Here is a 21632-nt window from a genome sequence, read left to right as displayed (position 1 = left end):
CAGACGCTACCGGCCCGCCGTCGCGGCGCCGTGGTCCGTCGCCGGGTCGGCGCTGCGGTCCGGCCCGGCGACCCGGTGCAGGCGCAGCGCCAGGTGCAGGTGGAACCGCCCCTCCGGGGTGCGCCAGTCCGGGCCCAGCAGGTCGTCGACGCGTTCGAGGCGCTGGCGCACGGTGTTCGGGTGCACCGACAGCGCGTCGGCGGCCGGGGCGAGCAGCTCGCCCGCGGCGAACCAGTGCCACAGCGTGTCGGCCAGCCGGGTCCGCCGGCGCCGGTCGTAGTCGAGGACGGGCCCGAGGTGGCGCCCGACGATCTCCCGCGACGTGGTGCCGGTCCGGTCCCGGATCACCGCGCCGACCGCGCCGAGCGAGGCGAAGTCCGCGTGCCCGGTGGTGCGGCCCAGGGCGCGGGCCGCGGCGGCGACGTCGGCGGCCTCGGTGTGCGCCCGGCGCAGGTCCGACGGCCCGCCCGAGGGGCTGTGCGCGGCGCCGACGAGCACCGGTGTCCCGGCCGCGGCGAGCCCGTCGGCGACGAGTGCGGCCGCCCCGGTCCCCGCGCAGCCGGGACCGGTCGTCCCGGCGGAGGCGATCACGCACACGTGCCCGTCGTGCACCGACACCAGCCAGCGGCCCGCCCCGTCCAGGCCCCGGACCGCCCGCGCCGCGGTCACCGCACCGGCCGGGTCGACGTCGACGACCAGCACCGTCGCCGGGACGTCGGGGGAGATGCCGTACTGCGCGAGCCGGCTCCCCAGCGTCGGCCGCGGCGGCACCCGGCTGTCGACGAGCTCCTCGACCAGTGTGGTCTGGGCGGCCTCATCGGCCTGGGCCAGCGCCCGCTCGACCAGCAGCGCGACCGTCATGAACGCCGAGGCGTGCGCCAGCCGGGCGACGGCGTCGTCGTCGGCGCCCTCCATGACCAGCGTCGCCAGGTGCTCGCCCGCGGTGGTGATCGCGAGCAGCGCGTAGGTCCCGCCGCCGGGCAGGTGCGCGATCGCGACGCCGCCGGCCTGCTGGGAGGTGCGGACCGCCGCCCGCAGCCGCCACCCGGCCAGCTCCTCGGGGGTGAGCAGCCGCCGCCCCGTGCGCAACGCCCCGGACGGGTCGTGCAGGGAGAGCGGGTGCCCGACCGACTCGGCGAGCACCGCGAACACCCCGGCCGCCTCGGCGGTGGAGCCGGCCATCGCCCCCATCAGGCGTTCGTCGAGGTGCAGGAGGTGCTCCAGGCGCAGCCGGGCGCCGGGGGCGGAGCCGTCGTCGCGGGTGGTGCGCAGGCGGCGGATCTCCTCGCCGCGCCGGGTCTGCTCCAGTGCGACGGCGGCCTGGACGGCCATGTGCTCCAGCGCCGCCTCCGCGGCCGGGCCGAGGACGCGGGGCGCGCGGTGGGCCACCAGCAGCGCCCCGACCACCCGGCCGCCCAGGCGCATGGGGGCGCCCGCGATGGCCCGCACACCCTCGCCGCGCACGATCGTGTCGATCCCGGACAGGTGGTTGAGCGCCCGGTCGGCCAGGTAGTCCGCGGTCGCGACGGTGCCCGCGCCGGCCGCCGCGCGACCGAGCACCCCGGTGCCGAACGGCATCCGGATCGCGCGGTACTCCGGGGTGCGGACGCCGTCGGTCAGCTCGATGTAGGTCGTACCGGAGTGCAGGTCGTTGAGGCTGAAGTAGGCCATGTCCGCGCCGAGCAGCGCCCGGGTGCGGCGCAGGACGGCGCCGAGCATGACGTCCCGGTCGCCGACGTTCGCGAGGTCCACGGCCGTCTGCCCGACGGCCTGCAGGATCGCGTCCTGGCTGGGCTCGGGGAACGGCGGAGCCGGCTTCATGCGCCCGACCCTATGTCTGTCCGCGCCATGTCCTGCGATCAAGACAGGCGCATACGACCATGGACGCCCGACCCCGGCTTCCCGAGACTGGCCCGGCGACGAACTGCCAGAACCCTCCATCGACGAAGGGACTCCTCATGGCCACGGCGAACAAGCTCAGTGTCATCCCCTGCGGGGCGATGCACACCAATCTCCCGTTCCTGCTCCTCAAGCCCGGTGTCAGCATCAAGCCACGGTCCGAGAAGGACTCCCCGATCGACTGGGTGGAGGTGCCGACGCACTGCGTCCTCGTCGAGACCGACGAGGGCAAGCTGCTGTGGGACACCAGCTGTCCGTCGGACTGGGAGACGCGCTGGGCGCCGACCGGTCTGCAGGAGTTCTTCCCCTACGACCAGGTCGCCGACGACGAGTACCTGGACAAGCAGCTGCACAAGATGGGCGTCGGACTCGACGAGATCGACTACGTGGTGCTCTCGCACCTGCACTTCGACCACGCGGGCAACGCCCAGATGTTCACGAACACCAACGCGAAGATGATCTGCTCGGACAAGGAGAAGGAGTTCGCGCTCGGCTTCGAGGGCCCGTTCAACGGCGCCCACCTCAAGGCCGACTACGAGGGCATCGACTGGGAGATCGTCTCCGGCGACGTCGAGCTGCTCCCCGGCGTCAGCATGATCCAGACCCCCGGGCACACCCCGGGGTGCATGTCGATGCGCGTCGACCTCCCCGACACCGGCACGATGATCTTCACCTCGGACGCGGTCTACATGGGCGAGAGCTACGGCCCGCCGGCCGCCCCCGCGGCGATCGTGAACAACCTGGAGGACTGGTTCTCCTCGGTGGAGAAGCTGCGCGGCATCCAGGAACGGACGAACGCGCAGATGGTGTTCGGCCACGACGCCGAGCAGATCCACCAGCTGCGCAAGGCGCCCGAGGGGTCGTACACCTGATGACGTTCGAGGTTCCGGAGTTCACCGAGGAGACGATCTTCACCTGGGGCGCGCCGCCGCTGAAGTTCGGCGCGGGCGCGATCGACGAGGTCGGCTTCGAGCTGTCGGCCTACGACGTGTCGCGGGTCCTGATCGTGACCGACCCGGGCGTGAACGCGCTCGGCGCCCCGCAGCGGCTGGCCGACAACCTGGCCCGCTACGGCATCGAGTCCGAGATCTTCGACGGCGTGCACGTCGAGCCGACCGACGACTCGATGAACAAGGCGACCGAGTACGCCCGCGCGCAGGGGCCGTGGGACGGCTTCGTCGCCGTCGGGGGCGGGTCGGCGATCGACACCGCCAAGGCCATCAACCTGCTGACCAGCCACCCCGGCGAGCTGATGGACTACATCAACAAGCCGATCGGCAACGCCAAGGTGCCGCCGGGGCAGCTCAAGCCGCTGATCGCCATCCCGACGACGGCGGGCACCGGCTCGGAGTCCACCGCGATGTGCGTGCTGGACATCCTGTCGATGAAGGTCAAGACCGGGATCAGCCACTGGCGGCTGCGGCCGACCCTGGCCGTCATCGACCCGCTGCTGACGATGACGCTGCCGCCGCAGGTCACCGCGGCCGCCGGGATGGACATCACCTGCCACGCGCTGGAGAGCTACACGGCGCGGTACTACACGACCTTCGACCGGAAGAAGCCCGAGGAGCGGGTCACCTACTGCGGCTCCAACCCGGTCTCGGACCTGTGGTGCGAGAAGGCGATGTCGTTGCTGGCGAAGTCGTTCTGGGCGGCGGTGCAGCGCGGCGCCGAGGAGGTCGAGGCCCGTTCGGACATGATGATGGCCGCGACGTTCGCGGGCATGGGCTTCGGCAACTCCGGGGTGCACATCCCGCACGCCAACGCCTACCCCATCGCGGGCATGGTCAAGGACTACCGGCCGCAGGGTTACCCGCAGGACGAGGCGATGGTGCCGCACGGGGAGTCGGTGTCGCTGACGGCGCCGGAGGCGTTCCGGTTCTCCTTCGACTCCGCGCCGCAGCGGCACCTGCGGGCCGCGGAGCTGATGGACCCGCGGGCGGACAAGGTGAACGACCCGCGGGAGCAGCTGCCCGGGGTCCTGACCCGGCTGATGCGCGACATCGGCATCCCGAACGGCATCGGCGGCGTCGGGTACACCGAGGCCGACGTCCCGGACCTGGTCCCCGGCACGATGAAGCAGCAGCGGCTGCTCGCGACCTGCCCGCGGACCCCGACCGAGGACGACATCGCCGACATCCTCACGAAGTCCGTCCAGAACTGGTGACCCCCGTCCGCCGGCGGTTCCCGAGCGGGGCCGCCGGCGGACGCCGATCCGAAGGCGGCACGATGCCGATCTACGTCTTCCGGTGCGGGTGCGGAGCCCGCTTCGAGCACCTCGCGTCCATGTCGGACTCCCACACCCCGCCGTGCCCGGTCTGCGGCGACGGCGCGACGAGCAAGGTCCCGGCCGGGTTCGCGCTCGGCGGTCAGGCCAGCCCCGGCCTGTCCAAGGACGAGATGCCCCAGACCTGGCGCGGGGTCTACAACGGCAACTCCGAGTACATCGACTCGATGCGCCGGACCTGGGACCAGCGGCGACGGCTGGAGGAGAAGTACCCGGAGATCGCCGGGGACCAGCGGCCGATCCTGGCGCACGAGGGCAAGTACCACGACGTCCCGCTGCGGGCCGGTGACATCCAGCTGGGGGGTACCGCCCCGATGCCCGGCGCCGGCGTGGTCGCCAAACAGGCCCATGGCCACGGCCACGGACATGGCCACGGACACGGCCACACCCCCGCACCCCCCACCACGGGCACCTCCGACTGACCCCGACCCCCGTCGGCATCCACACCCCCTGGCCGGTAGCCACACCCGTTGCAACGGGTGTGGCTACCGGCCAGGGGGTGTGGACACGAGGGTGTCCGGGTCAGCGGCCGGTCAGGCCGTGGCGGTAGGCGTAGCCGACGGCCTGGGCGCGGTCGCGCAGCCCGGTCTTGGCGAACAGGTGGTTGACGTGGGTCTTCACCGTCGCCTCGCCGACCACGAGCCGCCTCGCGATCTCGGTGTTGGACAGCCCGTCGGCGATCAGCCCGAGCACCTCGACCTCGCGCGGGGTGAGCCCGTCGGGCGGGTCGACCGGCGCCGGCGGTGCGGTCGTCGCGCGGGCGGCGACCAGCCGGGACAGCACGCCGGCGTCGACGGTGGACACGCCGTCGGCGGCCGAGCGCAGGGCCCGGCCGATGGCCTCGGCGTCGGCGTCCTTGGACAGCCAGCCCGAGGCGCCCGCGGCGATCGCGTCGACCACGGCGTCGTCGTCGACGTAGGTGGTGAGCACGACGACGGCGGTGCCCGGGTGCTCGTCGCGGACCCGGCGGGTCGCGGAGACGCCGTCGCCCGCGGGCATCCGCAGGTCGGTGAGCAGCACGTCCGGGGCCAGCTCGGCGACCCGGGCGAGGGCCTCGTCGCCGCCCGAGGCGGTGCCGACGACCTCGATGCCGTCGAGCAGGCCCAGGACGGTGGCGAGGCCGTCGCGCACGATCCGCTGGTCGTCTGCCAGTACCACCCGCAGGTCGCTCACGTCGTGATCCTCTCGCGGTCCGGGGAACGGGCGGGCAGCCGGAGCCGGACCCGCCAGCCGTCGGGGGTGGGGCCGGTCTGCAGCTCGGCGCCGACGAGCGCCGCGCGCTCGGCCATCCCGGTCAGCCCGGAGCCCTCGCCGTCACCGGGCGCCGGCGGCGCCCCGGCGACGTCGACGACTTCCAGCTCGGCGCCGTCGCCGTCGCGGCGCAGGTGCACCGTCACGGGGGCGCCGGGGGCGTGCTTGCGGGCGTTGGACAGCGCCTCCTGCGCGGTGCGCAGCACGGTCTCGCCCTCCCGCGCGCCGAGCCGCAGCCCCTCGGCGACCTCGACGGTCGCGTCCGGGTGCGCCCGGCCGAGCTCGCGCAGCTCCTCGGCGACGTCGACCGGCGCCGGTCCCTCGCGCAGCGCCCGCACGGCGCGGCGGGCCTCGGTGATCCCGTCGGAGGCGAGCCGCTGGGCCCGTTCGATCTGGGCGACCGTGTCCGGCGCCGCGCCGTCGCGCAGCGCCATCAGCCGGGCGCCCTGGAGCTGGACGGCCAGCGCGGACAGCGAGTGCGCCAGCACGTCGTGGACGTCGCGGGCGACCCGGGCGCGGTCGGCGATGGCCTCGGCGCGGGCGTGCTCCTCGCGGGCCCTGGCATCGGCGACGAGCGCCTGCTCGTGCTCCTCGAGGCGCCGGGTCGAGTCGCGGCGGCCGAGCCCGAACAGCACCATCGCGGTCAGCGCGGTGACCACCAGCAGCGCCTCCCAGAGGGAGTCGTAGGGACCGACGGCGATCGTGGTGGCCGCGATGAGCGGCACGTCGACGAACAGCGCGGTCCGGTAGGGCAGCCGCAGCGCGGCCACGAACACCGCCAGCATCGGGAAGGCCGCCGAGGTGGTCCAGCCGTCGGACCCGGCCAGCAGGGCGATCCCGCCTCCGCCGAGCGCGACGCTGGTCAGCACCGTCGCGACCGGCGGCATGTTCCGGTAGAGGGCGAAGGCCACCCACCCGGCGACGGCCGGGACGAGCCCGGCGTAGAGCCAGGGCGGCGAGACCTGCTGGCCCGGCGACCAGTACAGCAGGAACAGCACGATCGGCAGCCACACCAGTGACAGCAGCCGTCGGGGGACCCCGAACAGCGGCGACCGGTCGGCCTCGACGCGACGGGCCGCGCGGGCGGTGGGCGTGCTCACCGTTTCACTCTGACACAGCAGCCGGGCCAGGCGGGCCGGTCAGGCCACCGTGCGGGCACGGCGCGGCTCGGCCGGCCGGACCGGCAGCCCGGCCGCGTCCACCCGGTGACGCAGGACCAGGCTCTGGACCAGCAGGCTCCCGCCGAAGACCAGCGCCGACGACGTCGACAGCAACAGTCCGGCGCCGACGGCCCCGCCGAGCACCCCGGCACCGACCCGCACCCCGATGGTCAGCACCCAGGCGACCAGCAACGCGGCCGAGCCGCTGCGGTACGCCCAGCCGTCGCGGGTGCCGAGACGGAAGGCGTACCCGCGCAGCACCCCGAGCCCGGCCGTCAGCACCAGCTCGGCGGCGAGCAGGCCCACCCCGGCCGCGGTGACCTCGGGGCGGGCCTGGGCGAGGGTGAGCACCCCGATACCGACCAGGATGAGCGGGAGCTTCACGTCCCGTGATCCGCCGACGAACTGCCCGCGGAACTGCTTGTAGAGGACCAGGCCGACGATCGCGACCGTGATGACGAGGGAGGTGGCGTCCATGGGGAGAACGATCTCTCCGCGGGGCCGGTCGTCGCGTCGGCGCCGGGGTCGATCCCGGGTGGACGCGCGCCCTCCACCCCCGGGTGGACCGCGCCCGGCCCCGGGCACCGTGGTGTGCCGGGGACCGGGCGTCGGCCGGTGGTGCGTAGGTGGGTCAGCGGGGGAGGCCGGAGGCGCGCCACGCGCCGGGGCCCGCGTGCAGCGGGGCGCGGAGCTGGACCGCGGGGTGCGACCACAGGTCCGGCGTCCGCGGCGGGGCGGGCGGCCCACCGGCGCTCGCCGCCGCGGCGACCACGGCGGTCAGCGCGGCGAGCTCGCGGGCGTCCGGGGTGCCCCGTACGACCCGGAACAGCGCGCGGCGCTCCTCCGGGGTGGCCTCGGCCGATTCCTGCGTCTCCTGCGGCTCGCCCATCAGAGCGGGATGTTCCCGTGCTTGCGGGTCGGGCCCTGCTCCCGCTTGGTGGACAGCATCCGCAGCGCCCGGCCGACGTAGCCGCGGGTGTGCGACGGCGGCACGACCGCGTCGATGTAGCCCCGGTCGGCGGCGATGTAGGGGTTGCAGAGGGTGTCCTCGTAGTCCTGCTGCAGCTCCGCGCGCTTGGCGGCGAGCTCGTCGCCCTCCAGGCCCTTGAGCTCCTTGCGGTAGAGGATCGACACCGCGCCCTGCGCGCCGGTGACCGCGATCTGCGCGGTCGGCCAGGCGATGTTGACGTCGGCGCCGAGGTGCTTGGAGCCCATGACGTCGTAGGCGCCGCCGTAGGCCTTGCGGGTGATCACGGTGACCTTGGGGACGGTCGCCTCGGCGTAGGCGTAGATCAGCTTCGCGCCGCGGCGGATGATGCCGTTCCACTCCTGCTCGGTGCCCGGCAGGAAGCCCGGCACGTCGACGAAGGTCAGGACCGGGATGTTGAACGCGTCGCAGGTCCGCACGAACCGCGCGGCCTTCTCCGAGGCGTCGATGTCGAGGCAGCCGGCGAACTGGGTCGGCTGGTTCGCGACGATGCCGACGCTGCGGCCCTCTACGCGGGCGTACCCGATCACGATGTTCGGCGCCCAGAGCTCCTGGACCTCGAGGAAGTCCTCGTCGTCGACGACCCGGTTGATGACCTCGCGGATGTCGCACGGGGTGTTCGCCGAGTCCGGGATGAGGGTGTCGAGCTCGCGGTCGGAGTCGATGATCCCGTCCTCGATCGACCCCTCGACGGGCTCGCTCGCCGGGAACGACGGCGGCTCGGACAGGTTGTTCGACGGCAGGAAGCTCAGCAGCTGCTTGACGTAGTCGAGCGCGTCGGCCTCGTCGCCGGCCAGGTAGTGGGCCACACCGGACTTGGTGTTGTGGGCCCGGCCGCCGCCGAGCTCCTCCATGTCGACGTCCTCGCCGGTGACGGTCTTGATGACGTCCGGTCCGGTGATGAACATGTGGCTGGTCTCGTCGACCATGACCGTGAAGTCGGTGATCGCGGGGGAGTACACCGCGCCGCCCGCGCACGGGCCCATGATCAGCGAGATCTGCGGGATCACGCCGGAGCTCGACACGTTGCGGGTGAAGATCTCGCCGTAGAGGCCGAGGGCGACCACGCCCTCCTGGATGCGGGCGCCGCCGCCGTCGTTGATGCCGACGACCGGGCAGCCGATCTTCGCGGCCACGTCCATGACCTTGACGATCTTCTCGCCGTAGACCTCGCCCAGCGCCCCGCCGAAGACGGTCGCGTCCTGGGAGAACACTGCGACCGGGCGGCCGTCGATGGTGCCCGTGCCGGTCACGACGCCGTCGCCGAACGGGCGCTTGGCCTCCATCCCGAAGTTCGTGGACCGGTGCCGGGTCAGGGCGTCCAGCTCGACGAAGGAGCCGGGGTCGAGCAGCTGGTCGATCCGCTCACGGGCGGTCTGGCGCCCCTTCGCGTGCTGCTTCTCGACCGCGGACGCCGAACCGGCGTGGACCGCGTCCTCGAAACGCTGGTAGAGGTCGGCGAGTTTGCCGGCCGTGGTGTGGACGTCCGGCTCGGCGCTTCCGTCTTCCGGGGTCGCCATCGGCTCCGTTGCGGCGCTCATGAGATCGGAGCCTAACCCGCAAGTAGCGTCGGTCCGGGCGTGACGTCCGACGCAGCCGACCGGGTGGCCGTCCCCGGACACCGTTACCGATCCGTGCACCCTCCGCGGGCCCCGGCGGGTCGCGGTGCCGTTACGGTGCGCGGTGATGACGACCGGGACGAATCACGGTGACGGGGATCCGCTGGACCCGTACGCCCTGCGGACTGCCGTGCTCCGTCCCGCCGGGGGCTGGACGGCGCTCGACGTCGTCGCCTCCACCGGATCCACCAACGCCGACCTGCTGGCCGAGGCCGTGCGCGGTGCCCCGGACCGCTCGGTGCTGATCGCCGAGGACCAGGTGCGCGGCCGCGGCCGCCTCGACCGTACCTGGCTCTCGCGGCCCGGGGCGGCGCTGACGCTCTCGGTGCTGTGGCGCCCGGAGGGCGTGCCCGCCGACCGGCTGGGCTGGCTGCCGATGCTCGCGGGCGTCGCGCTCGCCGACGCGATCACCGAGCTCGCCCCGGACGTGCCGGTGGCCCTGAAGTGGCCCAACGACCTGCTCGTCGGGACGACGCGGGGCAAGGCCGCGGGGATCCTCGCCGAGATGACCGCGGTCTCCGGCGGCGGCCCGGGGATCGTGCTGGGCATCGGGCTCAACGTCTCCACCCCGGCCACCGACCTGCCGTGGGGCGCGACCTCGCTGGCCGCGCACGGGTTCACCGCGACCCGCGCCGAGACCGCGACCGTGTTGCTGGGGCACCTGTACCGGCGCGAGGCGCAGTGGCGGGACGCCCACGGCGACGCCGACGTCTGCGGCCTGCGCCGCGACTACCGGTCGGCCTGCGCCAGCCTCGGCTCGCGGGTCCGGGTGGAGCGCCCGGCCGGGGACCATCTCGTCGGGACGGCCGAGGACGTCGACCCGCAGGGCCGGCTGCTGGTCCACCCGGACGGCGGAGCCCGCGTCGCGGTGGCGGCCGGGGACATCGTCCATCTGCGCGCGGCCGACCAGCCCTGAGTCACCCACTGCGCTGACCTGCGACGCAGCCCCCGCGCGTCGCGGTGGCGGCGGGCGCCCTTCGCCCTACCGTGGGGACATGGCGTCCCCCGACAGCGCTCTGGACCGGGCACTGGACCGGGTTCTCGACGAGGGCGAGCGCGTCGTGCTGCTCGGGCACCCGCACTGGCGGCTGGGTCTGCGCCCGGCCGCGGTGCTGGTCGGGGTGAGCGCCGCCGCCGGGTTCGGCGCCGCCGTTGTCCGGCTGCAGCCGTGGGCACCGTGGGCCTGGCTCGTGCTCGGGGTGCTCGCCGCGCTCGTCGCGGTGCGCTGGACGCTGCTGCCGATCGCGCGCTGGCGCGCCACCCTGCTGGTCGTCACCGACCGGCGGTTCCTCGTCCGGGAGGGGCTGCTCGTCCGCGACGGTCTCGACGTGCCCATCGACCGCATCGACTCGGTCCGCGTCCGGACCGGCGCCGCGGGACGGCTGTTCGGCCACGGCACCCTGCTGCTCGACGTCGCCGGGGAGCGGCTGCGGTTCACCGACGTCGCGGGCGTGGAACGGGTCCAGGCCCGGCTGCACCGCGAGATCGGTCTGCTCGCCGAGCGGCGCCGCAGCCACGAGAAGGCGAGCGAGCACACGGCCCGCCGCGCTCACGCCGACGCGGCCGTGCGGGGCAGGATGGAGGCTCCCGCACCGCAGCGAGAGAGGGCGTCCCTGTGAGCAACGGTCTACCCACGACGGTGCGCGACCCTGCGCTCCCGGAACGCGTCGAGATCTACGAGGTCGGCCCCCGCGACGGGCTGCAGAACGAGAAGACCGTCCTCCCGGTCGCGGTGAAGGCCGAGTTCCTCGACCGGCTCGCCGACGCGGGCCTGCGCACGCTGGAGGCGACCAGCTTCGTGCACCCGAGGTGGGTGCCCCAGCTCGCCGATGCCGCCGACCTGCTGGCCGTGCTCGACCGCCGCGCCGGCCTCGACTACCCGGTGCTCACCCCGAACGAGCGCGGCCTGGACCGTGCGATCGAGGCGGGCTGCGACCACGTCGCGGTGTTCGCCTCGGCCACCGAGACGTTCGCGAAGCGCAACCTCAACCGCACGCTCGACGAGCAGTTCGCGATGTTCGAGCCCACCGTCACCCGCGCGGTGCGCGAGGGCCTGCGGGTGCGCGCCTACGTGTCGATGGTGTTCGGCGACCCGTGGGAGGGCGGCGTCGACCCGGACCAGGCCGCCGCCGTCGGGGCCCGGCTGATGGAGATGGGCTGCGACCAGCTCTCCCTCGGCGACACGATCGGCGTCGCCACCCCGGCGCACGTCGGCGCGGTGCTCGACGCCTGCATCGCCCGCGGGGTCGGCGTCGAACGGCTCGCGGTGCACTTCCACGACACCTACGGCCAGGCGCTGGCCAACACCCTCGCCGCGCTGCGGCACGGCGTGACCACCGTCGACGCCAGCGCGGGCGGCCTGGGCGGCTGCCCCTACGCCGGGTCCGCGACCGGCAACCTCGCCACCGAGGACCTGGTGTGGATGCTCGACGGGCTCGGCATCGACCACGGCGCCGACCTGGCGAAGCTGGTCGACACCAGCGTGTGGATGGCCGGGCACCTGGGCCGGCCGTCGCCGTCGCGGGTGGTCACGGCGCTGTCGGCCTGACCGCGGGCACCCGCTCGGGCTCAGCCGCGCAGCACTCCCAGCACCGCGTCGTGCAGCAGCCCGTTGCTGGTCAGGCCGTGCCCCCCGGACCAGGTCGGGTTCCCGGCCAGGTCGGTCAGCCGCCCGCCGGCCTCGGCGACGACGGCTGCCGGCGCGGCCAGGTCCCACGGGTTCGCCGCGGGCTCGACCGCGACGTCGACGACCCCCTCGGCGACGAGCACGTGCTGCCAGAAGTCCCCGAACGCACGGGACTCCCAGCAGGCCTCGGTCAGCGCGATCCAACCCTCCCGCGACGCCGGGGACGGGTCGGTGCGGAAGGTCTCGGTGTTGGTGGTCGACACGTAGGCGTCGGCGACGTCGGCCACCCCCGACACCGCGATCCGCTTCGGCGTCCCCGACGGCAGGTCGCGCGCCCAGGCCCCGGCCCCCGCCGAGCCCCACCAGCGGCGGTGCAGCGCCGGCGCGCTCACCACACCCACCGTCGGCACGCCGTCGACGACGAGCGCGATCAGGGTCGCCCACGCGGGCACCCCGCGGGAGAAGTTCTTCGTCCCGTCGATCGGGTCGATCACCCAGCCGCGGCCGTGCGCGGTGTCGGTGGACCCGCCGCGCTCCTCGCCGAGGATCGCGTCGCCCGGGCGCTCATGACCCAGCGCGGCCCGGATCGCGTCCTCGGCGGCGGTGTCGGCGTCGGTCACCGGGGTCCGGTCCGGCTTGCGCTCCACCCGCAGGTCGGCGGCCCGGAACCGGGGCAGCGTGATCGCGTCGGCGAGGTCCGCCAGGCGCAGGGCGAGATCCAGGTCACCGGGTTCGGCGGGCACGCATCGCTCGGGGTTCACGTTGGGCGAGCATGCCAGCTCGCACCGCCACCGTGCCCGGGGCCCGGAGCCCTATGCTCGGTGAAATGACCACAGTGGTTCTGGCCGAGGACGACGCGGCGATCGCCGAGCCGCTGTCGCGGGCCCTGCAGCGCGAGGGGTACGACGTCGACGTCGTCGCCGACGGCGTGGGCGCCGTCGACCGCGTCACGCGTGCCCAGGTCGACCTGCTCGTGCTCGACCTCGGGCTGCCCGGGATGGACGGCCTGGAGGTCTGCCGGCGGGTCCGCGCGACCCTGCCGGACCTGCCGGTCCTCATGCTCACCGCCCGTACCGACGAGGTCGACTTCGTCGTGGGGCTCGACGCCGGCGCCGACGACTACGTGTCCAAGCCGTTCCGGCTGGCCGAGCTGCTGGCCCGGGTGCGGGCGCTGCTGCGCCGCCGCACCCAGGACGTCGTCGAGGTGGACGGGCTGCGGATGGAGCTGTCCGGCCGCCGTGTCCTGCTCGACGGCGAGGAGGTCTCGCTGGCCAACAAGGAGTTCGAGCTGCTGCGGGTGCTGATGATCCACGCCGGTCAGGTCGTGACGCGTGAGGAGATCCTGCACGCGGTCTGGGGCGACGCGGACATGAAGTCGTCGAAGACGCTGGACATGCACATGTCGTGGCTGCGCCGCAAGATCGGCGGCGAGAAGCGGATCGCCACCGTCCGGGGCGTCGGCTTCCGGTACAACTCGGACTGAGGTCGCCGTGCGCCGCCGGATCCTGATCTCCACCCTGCTGACGGTGGCGCTGACCGCGCTGTTCCTGGGCGGTCCGCTCGCGCTCGCGACCTGGCAGCTCGTCGAGGACTTCACCCGTGCCGAGCTGACCCAGCGCCTGGAGCAGGTCACCGAGACCGTCGAGGAGTACGGCACCGGGCCGCAGTCGCAACAGCTGGTGGAGGCGGCGATCCCGCCGAACTCGCGGCTGGTCGTCGTGCCGCCGGACTCCGCCCCGATCGTCTACGGCGTGGACCGGGTCGACGAGCCGGTGACCGAGTCGCTGCCGTTCGGGCCCGGCGGGATCATGGAGCTGTCCCAGCCGACCTCGGTGATGCGCTCCCAGCAGACCCAGGTGGTGGCGGTCGTCGTGCTGCTGGTCGGGTTCTCCGTCACCGTCGGCACCGGGGTCGCGGTGTACACCGCCCGCCGGCTGTCCGACCCGCTGCGTGACCTCGCGGCCCGTGCCGCCCGCCTCGGGGCGGGCGACTTCCGCCGGTCCCCGGCCCGCTACGACATCGCCGAGCTCGACCGGGTCTCGGAGGTGCTGGACTCCTCGGCGACCGCGCTGTCCCAGCTGCTGCACCGCGAACGGTCGCTGGTCGGGGACGTGTCCCACCAGCTGCGCAGCCGGATCACCGCGCTGCAGCTGCGCCTCGACGAGCTGGCCTGCCACCCCGACCCGGACGCCCGCCGCGAGGCCAACGCGGCACTGGAGCAGACCGAGCGGCTCACCGCCGTCCTCGACGACCTGCTGGAGTCCGCCCGCGCCGCACGGGCGGTCGGGGCCGAGCCGGTCGACCTGGCCGAGGCCGTCGCCGACGCCGAGCGGGAGTGGCGCGGTCCGCTCACCGCGGCCGGCCGGTCGCTCAGGGTGCGGGTGCCCGAGGGGCTGCTCGCGCGGGTCACCGCGGCCCGGCTGCGCGAGGCGATCGGGGTGCTGGTCGACAACGCCCTGCAGCACGGTGAGGGCACCGTCACGATCGCGGCCCGGGAGGGCGAGAACGCGCTGCTGGTCGAGGTGTCCGACACCGGCCCGGGGGTCCCGGAGGACCTGGTCCCGCACGTGTTCGACCGCGGCATCTCCGCGCAGTCCTCGACCGGTCTGGGGCTCGCGCTGGCCCGGACGCTGGTCGAGGCCGACGGCGGGCGGCTGGAGCTGTCGCGGGCCCGGCCGCCGGTGTTCCGGCTGTACCTGCCAGCGGCGCGCACCGACGACGTCGCCGCCGCCGCGCCGGTCCCGGACCGGACCGGACCCCGTTAGGGGCGCGGCTCCTGGTCCACCGGGGCGGGCGGGGGCTGACGCCGCACGAACTGGTCCGGCCACACGAACCGGCGGAAGGCCCACCAGCGGAAGGCCATCCCGACCAGGGTGCCGACGATCTGCCCGGCCACGAAGTCCGCGGACTCCTGGGCGACCAGCGAGACGAACGGCACCTGCAGCTCGAAGACGTAGCGCGAGACCCACAGCGGTGCCGAGTACACCGCGACCCCGATCCCGCTGATCACGAAGAACAGGAGGGCCTCGTGGTGCCGCTCCCGCCCGCCGCGGGTCCGGAAGGACCATTCGCGGTTCAGCACGTAGGACACCATCGTCGCCACCAGCACCGCGATCACCTTGGCGGTCACCGGCTTGTCGGCCAGCACCGTGGCCTTCAGCACCAGGAACACCACCGTGTCGATGACCCAGGTGCTGCCGCCGACCATCAGGAACTTGATCAGCTCACGGTGTTTGATCGCCTTGTCGCGGTACGGCTGGGGGATCCTGGCGAGCGTCGCCTCCACCACCGTCACGGGATCGATCGTGCCAGATTAGGCTCCCGGTCTCGTGGAGAGGGTTGACGCGCAGAAGACCGCCCTGCCCGTCGTCGGCATGGTCGGCGGTGGCCAGCTGGCCCGGATGACCGCCCAGGCCGCCGTCGCGCTGGGGCAGACGCTGCGGGTGCTGGCCGGGTCGCCGACCGACCCGGCGGCCCGGGTGACGCCGGACGTGGTCCTCGGCGACCCCGACGACGCCGCCGCGCTGCGGGAGCTCGCGACGGGCTGTTCGGCCGTCACGTTCGACCACGAGGGCGTCCCGCAGGAGGTGCTGGTCCCGCTCGCCGAGGCCGGGGTGCCGCTGCGGCCGCCGCCCTCGGCGCTGGTGCACGCGCAGGACAAGCTGGTGATGCGCCGACGGCTGTCGGAGATGGGCCTGCCGGTGCCGGCGTTCGCCGAGGTGGCCGCGCCCGGCGACGTCGCCGCCTTCGGGGCCGAACACGGCTGGCCGGTCGTGCTCAAGGCCACCCGCGGCGGCTACGACGGCCGCGGGGTCTGGTTCCTGCGCGCCGGTGGCGACGACACCGAGCGGCTGGTCGCCGACCTGCTCGACGCCGGCACCCCGCTGCTCGTCGAGTCGGCGGTCCCGATGACCCGGGAGCTGGCCGCGAGCGTCGCCCGCTCGCCCTTCGGCCAGGCCGCCGCGTGGCCGGTCGTCGAGACCCTGCAGGTCGACGGCCAGTGCGCCCGGGTCACCTCGCCCGCCCCCGGGCTCGACCCGGACCACGCCGCGCGGATCCAGGAGCTGGCACTGCGGATCGCGGCCGAGCTCGGCGTCGTCGGGCTGATGACGGTCGAGCTGTTCGAGACCGCGCCCGGCGAGGTCGTCGTGAACGAGCTGGCGATGCGCCCGCACAACTCGGGTCACTGGACGATCGAGGGCTCGGTCACCTCGCAGTTCGAGCAGCACCTGCGCGCGGTGCTGGACTACCCGCTCGGCTCGACCGCCTCGGTCGCCCCGGTCGCGGTGATGGCGAACGTGCTCGGCGCGGCGCAGGAGCCCGCGATGGGCATGGACGAGCGGCTGCACCACTGCTTCGCGCGCTTCCCCGAGGCGAAGGTGCACCTCTACGCGAAGGACGGCCGCCCGGCGCGCAAGATCGGCCACGTGACGATCCTCGGTCGCGACGAGAGCGACGTGCGCACCCGCGCGGAGCTCGCCGCGGGGTGGCTCGCCACCGCGACGTGGGCGGACGGCTGGTCCGCCCACACCGGTGATCCCCGCTCCCCGCACTCCCCGGAAGGACCTCGATGACGCAGACCGGCTCCCCGCGCGTGGGCGTGATCATGGGCAGCGACTCCGACTGGCCGGTGATGGGCGCCGCGGGCGCCGCGCTCGACGAGTTCGGCGTGCCGTGGGAGGTGGGCGTCTACTCCGCGCACCGCACTCCGCAGCGGATGCTCGACTACGCCGCCTCGGCCGCCGACCGCGGCCTGCAGGCGATCGTCGCCGGGGCGGGCGGCGCCGCGCACCTGCCCGGCATGGTCGCCGCCGCGACGCCGCTGCCGGTCATCGGCGTGCCCGTGCCGCTGAAGTACCTCGACGGTCTGGACTCGCTGCTGTCGATCGTGCAGATGCCCGCCGGTGTGCCGGTGGCGACCGTCGCGGTCGGCAACGCGCGCAACGCCGGGCTGCTCGCGGTACGCATCCTCGGCGCCGGCGACGAGCGGCTCCGGCAGGCGATGGTGGAGTTCCAGGCCGACCTCGAACGCAGCGTCCTGGACAAGGACGCGGCGCTGCGCGTGACCGCCCGCGAGAGCCGCTGAAATTGCGGTGGCGGGCCGCTGGACCCCGTGCGTACGGTGTGGGCACACGGGAGAGGAGGTGGTCCAGCAGATGAGCTACAGCAGGACACGTGAGGTGGCCGTCAGCTAGCACCACGTTCTGCTCCGGCGGGGAGAACCCGTCGGAGAGGCGGTCGTGGAAGCCGGTGTGGTGCCGGCGAGTTCCCGACGGTCACCCGTGATCCCCGGGTCCGAACGCTGTCCGGTTCGGTCGACGCACTCCCGGTGCGGCCCGGGGATCACGCATGTCCGGGGTTCGTCCGGATCGACACTCCCGGGGTCCCGGATCGGCTACCCCGGCCCGGGTTCGGGGTGGTCCCCGATGAGACCGGCTACGGGCTCCGACACGCTCGGTGACACGGCACACACCGTGCCGGCCGAGGGGGATCCGTGCGCCACACCACCGAGCCGCAACCGCCGTCCTGGCACCGGCCACTGCTCGTCATGTCCGTTCTGATGGCCGCCGTCGCCGCGGTCGCCGCGGTCGGCCTCGTCGTCGACGACCGCACCCTGCTCGCTGAGTCCGTCTGGGCCAAGCCGCTGAAGTTCGGCGTCTCGTTCGCCGTCTACGGTCTGACGCTCGGCGCACTCGTCCCGATGCTGCCGCGGGCCCGCCGCACGATGTGGTGGCTCGGTACGGCGTTCGCCGCCACCGGCGTCGTCGACGTCGGGTTCATCGTCCTCGCCGCGGCGCGGGGCACCTACAGCCACTTCAACCAGAACACCGACCCGGTCAACGCGATCGGTCAACAGGTCTTCTCCAGCGGTGTCGTCGGACTGTTCGGGGTCAGCCTGGTGATCGCGGTGATGCTGTTGTTCCAGCGGGTCGGCGACGTCGCGCTGACCCGGGCGCTGCGGGCCGGGCTGCTGCTCGCGACGGGCGGGATGGCGGTCGCGTTCGGGATCGCCGGTGCCGGTCCGAGCCGGACGGTGCCCGACGCGTACGGCCGCCCGGTCACCCTCGCGGGTGCGCACGGGGTGGGGACGCCCGACGGAGGTGGCATGCCCCTGACGAACTGGAGCGTCACCGGGGGCGACCTGCGGGTGCCGCACTTCGTCGGCCTGCATGCGATCCAGGTGCTGGTGCTGTTCGCGTCGGCGCTGGGGTTCGCGGCGGCCCGGGTGGTCTGGCTGCGGGACCCGGGAGTGCGGGCCCGACTCACGGGAGTGTCCGTGCTCGGGGTGACCGGTGTCTTCGCGATCACGACGTGGCAGGCGTTGCGGGGGCAGCCGCTGGTGCACCCGGACGGGCTCACCTGGGGTGCCGTCGGACTGCTGGCCGTGCTGACCGGCGGGCTCGCCCTGGCCGTCGTCGCGGACGCCCGGCGGCGGGTCGGACCACCGAGTCCGGACCTGGTCCGGGCGTGACCGGTCCCCACGGCGATGCCCCGGGGCGTGCGCCGCCGGTGTGGTGCTCGACGTGGCGGTACTGCGGGGCGGGTGCTGGTGACCGCGCACTCCCGGCCGGCGCGCGATCGCGGGCCCCGGCGGCCGCTCAGCCCGTCCGCCGGGTCGACTCCCGCTCCAGGGTCCGTGCCGCGCGTTCCAGGCGCCGGGTCACGTCCTCCAGGTCGGGCGCCGCGGCCGGCTCGTCCGCGTCCTCCAGCGGCAGCATCGGCGCGACCCGCCGGAAGTGGTCGACGGCGCCGGGCAGGTCGGCGTCGCGCGCGCCGTCGACCAGCCAGCGGCGCAACGCCTGGTTGTGCGCCGCGACCAGTGCCGCGGCCGTCACCGCGGCGCGCAGCTCGCCGTCGGGGCGGTCGCCGAGGCGCGCGGTGAGCTCGCGGGTGAACAGCCGCCGGTAGTGGTGCACCGACGCGGCCTCGCGGTCGCGCAGCGCCGGCACCGAGCCGACCAGCGCGAACCGCAGCCGGGCGACCTCGGGGTCCTCGGTGTAGAGCTCGAACACCGTCTCCGCGGCACGCAGTGCCAGCGACGGCAGCGGCTCGTCGGGGTGCGCGCCGTCGAACACCTCGCTGATCCGGGCCAGCCCGCGCTCGTGGTCGGGGGACAGCGCGTCCTCCTTGCCGCGGAAGTAGCGGAAGAAGGTCCGGCGGCCGACGCCCGCGGCGGCGGCGATGTCGTCCACCGTGGTGTCGTCGTAGCCGCGTTCGGTGAACAGCCGCGCGGCCGCCGCGACCAGGTCCCTCCGCACCTCGGCGCGCCCCTCGGGGGAACGCCCGCGCCGCGTGCTGGTCGCCATGGCACGGAGGGTAGCAAGGTCCCCTGGCCTGTGGCACGGAGTGCCGTTAGCATGGGCGGTATGAACAGCGAGTTCGACAGCTACCGGCTCAGCGACGAGCACATGGCCCTCCGCGAGGCGGTCCGGGACCTGGCGGAGAAGGAGATCGCCCCGCACGCCGCCGAGGTCGACGAGCAGGGCCGGTACCCCGTCGAGGCGCGCGACGCGCTGGTCAAGGCCGGTTTCCAGGCCGTGATCATCCCCGAGGAGTACGGCGGCCAGGGCGCCGACGAGCTCGCCGGCTGCATCGTGATCGAGGAGGTCGCGCGGGTCTGCGCGTCGTCGTCGCTGATCCCGGGGGTCAACGGGCTCGGGCTGACCCCGATCCTGCTGTCGGCCTCGGACGAGCTGAAGAAGCAGGTTCTCCCGTCGGTCGCCTCCGGCGAGGCCATGGTGAGCTACGCGCTGTCCGAGCGCGAGGCCGGCTCCGACGCCGCGTCGATGAAGACCCGCGCCCGCCGCGACGGCGACGAGTGGGTGCTCAACGGCACCAAGTGCTGGATCTCCAACGCCGGCGAGTCGACCTGGTACACGGTCATGGCGGTGACCGACCCGGAGAAGAAGGCCAACGGGATCTCGGCGTTCGTGGTGCACTCCGACGACCCGGGCTTCGTCGTCGGGACCAAGGAGCGCAAGCTCGGCATCCACGGCTCGCCCACCCGTGAGATCCACTTCGAGGACGCCCGCATCCCGGCGGACCGGATCATCGGTGCCGAGGGCACCGGATTCAAGACCGCGCTGCGCACCCTGGACCACACGCGTCCGACCATCGGCTCGCAGGCCGTCGGCATCGCCCAGGGCGCGCTCGACGTCGCGACGCAGTATATGAAGGAGCGCAAGCAGTTCGGCAAGCACCTGGCCGAGTTCCAGGGCCTGCAGTTCATGCTCGCCGACATGGCGATGAAGGTCGAGGCCGCCCGCCAGCTCTGCTACGTCGCCGCCTCGCGCGCCGAGCGCGACGAGCCCGGACTCGGCTTCATCTCCTCGGCCGCCAAGTGCTTCGCCTCCGACACCGCGATGCAGGTGACCACCGACGCCGTCCAGCTGCTCGGCGGCGCGGGCTACACCCGTGACTTCCCGGCCGAGCGCATGATGCGCGACGCGAAGATCACGCAGATCTACGAGGGCACCAACCAGATCCAGCGCATGGTGATGGCGCGTTCGCTGCTCAAGTGAGGTGTACGGGGCCCTGAGCCCTGCTGCGGACCCCGGGGCGACCATGATCAGGCCGTCTCGGGGCCGTCCGAGGTCGACGACGAACGACCGAGGACCCCGTCGATGGCGGCACGGGCGCGCTCGTAGCTGGACGGCACGAGGTGGGTGTACGTCCGCAGTGTGAAGCCAGGGTCGCTGTGGCCGAGGTAGGCCGCCAGCTCTTTGACGGACACGCCCTGCGAGAGCAGGGTCGAGGCGTAGAAGTGGCGCAGTGCGTGCATCCCGTCGGCACGCTTGCGGTAGACGAGGCCGGCGGACCGGAAGGCGCCCTGCCAGACGACCTTGTTGAAGAGGTCTCCGCTGTAGAGACGGCCGTCTTCCCCGGTGATCAGTAGGTCGGTGGTGACCGGCTCCCCGTCGGGGTTATCCCACGGCAACGTGATCGTTGATGGCGGGAAGCCGTCCAGGTGCGCGGTGATGTGGTCGAGGACCGCGCCGGACAGCGGGACGACACGCGTCTTTCCGCCCTTGGGAAGCGCGAACACGATTCGTCGTTCGACCATCCGGATCTGACGGCGGACATGGACGACCATGGAGTCGCGGTCGATGTCCTCGGTGCTGAGTCCCAGGATCTCGCCCTGGCGCAGACCACAACCCGCTCCGATGATCACGGCGAGCCGGAATCGGTCGCTGATGTGCTGCTCGATCGCGTTGAGCCGTGTGCGAGGCCAGATGACGATGTTGCTCGCCGACGAGGTCGGGCGTTTGATCGTCTGCGCCTTGCACGGGTTGTGGGTGATCAGTCGTTCCTCGACGGCGGAGTCGAGCACCGACGAGACGATCGTGAACAGCACGGTCCGGTAGTTGGCGCTGTAGCCGCGGTCGTCGAGTTCTCCGAGCCAGTTCCGAACGATCGCGGGTGTGATCGAGTTGAGCGGGCGTTTCTCGAAGAACGGGTAGATGCGGGCGTCGAGACGGCTGCGGAGCGCGCCCCGGGTGGCCCGGTCGGTCGACTGGCCCTTCAGCCAGTTCTCGGCGTGAGCTTTGAAGCTGATCTTTCCTGCGCTGACGCTGACGTACTTGCCCTCGCGCTTGGCCGACTCGACCTCGACGAGGAAGTCGTCAGCCTCCTTCTTGCAGCGGTCGGGGAAGGTGCGCGAGCGTTCGACGCCATCCGGGTCGATGTAGCGGACCTTGTAGCGCTGGCCCTTGCCGTGGATCGAGGTCTTGACCTTGCGGACCTTCTCGGTCGTGGGGTCGACCTCCGGGCGGTACCAGCGGTCCTGGACGTGCCCCACGGG

22 protein-coding genes are annotated in these 21632 nt (G+C 73.5%); 12 read left to right on the top strand and 10 right to left on the bottom strand.

The features are described from left to right. Positions 1–6 precede the first annotated feature (6 nt). Positions 7–1821: a helix-turn-helix domain-containing protein gene (locus tag Ae505Ps2_RS02390; protein WP_075333868.1), complete on the bottom strand. Its 1815-nt coding sequence runs from the start codon at positions 1819–1821 to the stop codon at positions 7–9. A 137-nt stretch (positions 1822–1958) separates the two neighbouring features. On the opposite strand from Ae505Ps2_RS02390, the gene Ae505Ps2_RS02385 reads away from it, so the two are divergent. The 3 genes from Ae505Ps2_RS02385 to Ae505Ps2_RS02375 all read left to right on the top strand — a co-directional run bounded on the left by Ae505Ps2_RS02385 (position 1959) and on the right by Ae505Ps2_RS02375 (position 4608). Next, on the top strand, positions 1959–2771 hold the full coding sequence (locus Ae505Ps2_RS02385) for an N-acyl homoserine lactonase family protein (protein ID WP_075310296.1): 813 nt from the start codon (positions 1959–1961) through the stop codon (positions 2769–2771). Continuing rightward, positions 2771–4066, top strand: a complete 1296-nt coding sequence (locus Ae505Ps2_RS02380) for a hydroxyacid-oxoacid transhydrogenase (protein ID WP_075553378.1) — start codon at positions 2771–2773, stop codon at positions 4064–4066. Before Ae505Ps2_RS02385 ends, Ae505Ps2_RS02380 begins: the two co-directional genes overlap by 1 nt. 62 nt (positions 4067–4128) lie before the next feature. Next, entirely contained in the window at positions 4129–4608 is a 480-nt protein-coding gene (locus Ae505Ps2_RS02375) for a zinc ribbon domain-containing protein (protein WP_075312806.1), read from the top strand. Positions 4609–4708: 100 nt separating this feature from the next. Here the strand turns inward: Ae505Ps2_RS02375 and Ae505Ps2_RS02370 are convergent, their stop codons facing one another. From Ae505Ps2_RS02370 to Ae505Ps2_RS02350, 5 genes are all read right to left on the bottom strand, one after another. Next, complete coding sequence (locus tag Ae505Ps2_RS02370; protein WP_020622457.1) at positions 4709–5359, bottom strand: response regulator transcription factor; 651 nt, start codon at positions 5357–5359, stop codon at positions 4709–4711. After that, entirely contained in the window at positions 5356–6537 is a 1182-nt protein-coding gene (locus Ae505Ps2_RS02365) for a histidine kinase (protein ID WP_075310302.1), read from the bottom strand. The genes Ae505Ps2_RS02370 and Ae505Ps2_RS02365 overlap by 4 nt, the downstream gene beginning before the upstream one ends. A gap of 39 nt (positions 6538–6576) precedes the next feature. After that, positions 6577–7074, bottom strand: a complete 498-nt coding sequence (locus Ae505Ps2_RS02360; RefSeq protein ID WP_075310304.1) for a hypothetical protein — start codon at positions 7072–7074, stop codon at positions 6577–6579. A gap of 154 nt (positions 7075–7228) precedes the next feature. Further along, positions 7229–7486: an acyl-CoA carboxylase epsilon subunit gene (locus Ae505Ps2_RS02355; protein ID WP_075310306.1), complete on the bottom strand. Its 258-nt coding sequence runs from the start codon at positions 7484–7486 to the stop codon at positions 7229–7231. After that, positions 7486–9126, bottom strand: a complete 1641-nt coding sequence (locus Ae505Ps2_RS02350; RefSeq protein ID WP_075553377.1) for an acyl-CoA carboxylase subunit beta — start codon at positions 9124–9126, stop codon at positions 7486–7488. Before Ae505Ps2_RS02350 ends, Ae505Ps2_RS02355 begins: the two co-directional genes overlap by 1 nt. Positions 9127–9271: 145 nt before the next feature. Between Ae505Ps2_RS02350 and Ae505Ps2_RS02345 the strand changes: the two genes are divergently transcribed. The 3 genes from Ae505Ps2_RS02345 to Ae505Ps2_RS02335 all read left to right on the top strand — a co-directional run bounded on the left by Ae505Ps2_RS02345 (position 9272) and on the right by Ae505Ps2_RS02335 (position 11752). Further along, positions 9272–10120, top strand: coding sequence for a biotin--[acetyl-CoA-carboxylase] ligase (locus Ae505Ps2_RS02345; RefSeq protein WP_075310308.1), 849 nt, complete (start codon positions 9272–9274; stop codon positions 10118–10120). Between the two features lie 79 nt (positions 10121–10199). After that, positions 10200–10823, top strand: a complete 624-nt coding sequence (locus Ae505Ps2_RS02340) for a PH domain-containing protein (protein WP_075310310.1) — start codon at positions 10200–10202, stop codon at positions 10821–10823. Further along, positions 10820–11752 carry a hydroxymethylglutaryl-CoA lyase gene (locus Ae505Ps2_RS02335; protein ID WP_075310312.1) on the top strand — a complete coding sequence of 311 codons (933 nt, stop codon included), beginning with the start codon at positions 10820–10822 and terminating at the stop codon, positions 11750–11752. Before Ae505Ps2_RS02340 ends, Ae505Ps2_RS02335 begins: the two co-directional genes overlap by 4 nt. A 20-nt stretch (positions 11753–11772) precedes the next feature. Here the strand turns inward: Ae505Ps2_RS02335 and Ae505Ps2_RS02330 are convergent, their stop codons facing one another. Then, positions 11773–12591: an inositol monophosphatase family protein gene (locus Ae505Ps2_RS02330; protein WP_051050249.1), complete on the bottom strand. Its 819-nt coding sequence runs from the start codon at positions 12589–12591 to the stop codon at positions 11773–11775. 65 nt (positions 12592–12656) lie between these two features. Here Ae505Ps2_RS02330 and Ae505Ps2_RS02325 point away from each other — a divergent pair, with 65 nt between their 5' ends. Both Ae505Ps2_RS02325 and Ae505Ps2_RS02320 read left to right on the top strand, forming a co-directional pair. Beyond that, the gene (locus Ae505Ps2_RS02325) at positions 12657–13313 is read left to right on the top strand and encodes a response regulator transcription factor (protein ID WP_043279754.1); all 657 of its coding nucleotides are present in this window, start codon (positions 12657–12659) and stop codon (positions 13311–13313) included. A gap of 7 nt (positions 13314–13320) precedes the next feature. Then, on the top strand, positions 13321–14595 hold the full coding sequence (locus Ae505Ps2_RS02320) for a HAMP domain-containing sensor histidine kinase (protein WP_020625225.1): 1275 nt from the start codon (positions 13321–13323) through the stop codon (positions 14593–14595). Here Ae505Ps2_RS02320 and Ae505Ps2_RS02315 read toward each other — a convergent pair. Beyond that, on the bottom strand, positions 14592–15125 hold the full coding sequence (locus Ae505Ps2_RS02315; RefSeq protein ID WP_020625224.1) for a GtrA family protein: 534 nt from the start codon (positions 15123–15125) through the stop codon (positions 14592–14594). The two genes, Ae505Ps2_RS02320 and Ae505Ps2_RS02315, sit on opposite strands and share 4 nt — an antisense overlap. A 34-nt stretch (positions 15126–15159) precedes the next feature. Here Ae505Ps2_RS02315 and Ae505Ps2_RS02310 point away from each other — a divergent pair, with 34 nt between their 5' ends. The 3 genes from Ae505Ps2_RS02310 (at position 15160) to Ae505Ps2_RS02300 (ending at position 18302) form a co-directional block, all read left to right on the top strand. After that, positions 15160–16404, top strand: coding sequence for a 5-(carboxyamino)imidazole ribonucleotide synthase (locus tag Ae505Ps2_RS02310; RefSeq protein ID WP_255407942.1), 1245 nt, complete (start codon positions 15160–15162; stop codon positions 16402–16404). Beyond that, positions 16401–16916 carry a 5-(carboxyamino)imidazole ribonucleotide mutase gene (gene purE, locus Ae505Ps2_RS02305; RefSeq protein WP_020625222.1) on the top strand — a complete coding sequence of 172 codons (516 nt, stop codon included), beginning with the start codon at positions 16401–16403 and terminating at the stop codon, positions 16914–16916. Before Ae505Ps2_RS02310 ends, purE begins: the two co-directional genes overlap by 4 nt. Before the next feature lie 408 nt (positions 16917–17324). Then, positions 17325–18302, top strand: a complete 978-nt coding sequence (locus Ae505Ps2_RS02300; RefSeq protein WP_212567602.1) for a hypothetical protein — start codon at positions 17325–17327, stop codon at positions 18300–18302. 127 nt (positions 18303–18429) lie between these two features. On the opposite strand, the gene Ae505Ps2_RS02295 is transcribed toward Ae505Ps2_RS02300, so the two are convergent. Continuing rightward, positions 18430–19137 carry a TetR family transcriptional regulator gene (locus tag Ae505Ps2_RS02295; protein ID WP_075310316.1) on the bottom strand — a complete coding sequence of 236 codons (708 nt, stop codon included), beginning with the start codon at positions 19135–19137 and terminating at the stop codon, positions 18430–18432. 60 nt (positions 19138–19197) lie between these two features. Here Ae505Ps2_RS02295 and Ae505Ps2_RS02290 point away from each other — a divergent pair, with 60 nt between their 5' ends. Next, a complete protein-coding gene (locus tag Ae505Ps2_RS02290; protein ID WP_075310318.1) occupies positions 19198–20352 on the top strand; it encodes an acyl-CoA dehydrogenase in 1155 nt (384 codons plus the stop codon). A 47-nt stretch (positions 20353–20399) separates the two neighbouring features. On the opposite strand, the gene Ae505Ps2_RS02285 is transcribed toward Ae505Ps2_RS02290, so the two are convergent. After that, positions 20400–21629 carry a site-specific integrase gene (locus Ae505Ps2_RS02285; protein WP_075333864.1) on the bottom strand — a complete coding sequence of 410 codons (1230 nt, stop codon included), beginning with the start codon at positions 21627–21629 and terminating at the stop codon, positions 20400–20402. Between the last annotated feature and the right edge of the window lie 3 nt (positions 21630–21632).

The sequence above is a fragment of the Pseudonocardia sp. Ae505_Ps2 genome (genome assembly GCF_001932425.1).
Lineage (GTDB): Bacteria > Actinomycetota > Actinomycetes > Mycobacteriales > Pseudonocardiaceae > Pseudonocardia.
This window is presented reverse-complemented; position numbering and strand designations above follow the sequence as displayed.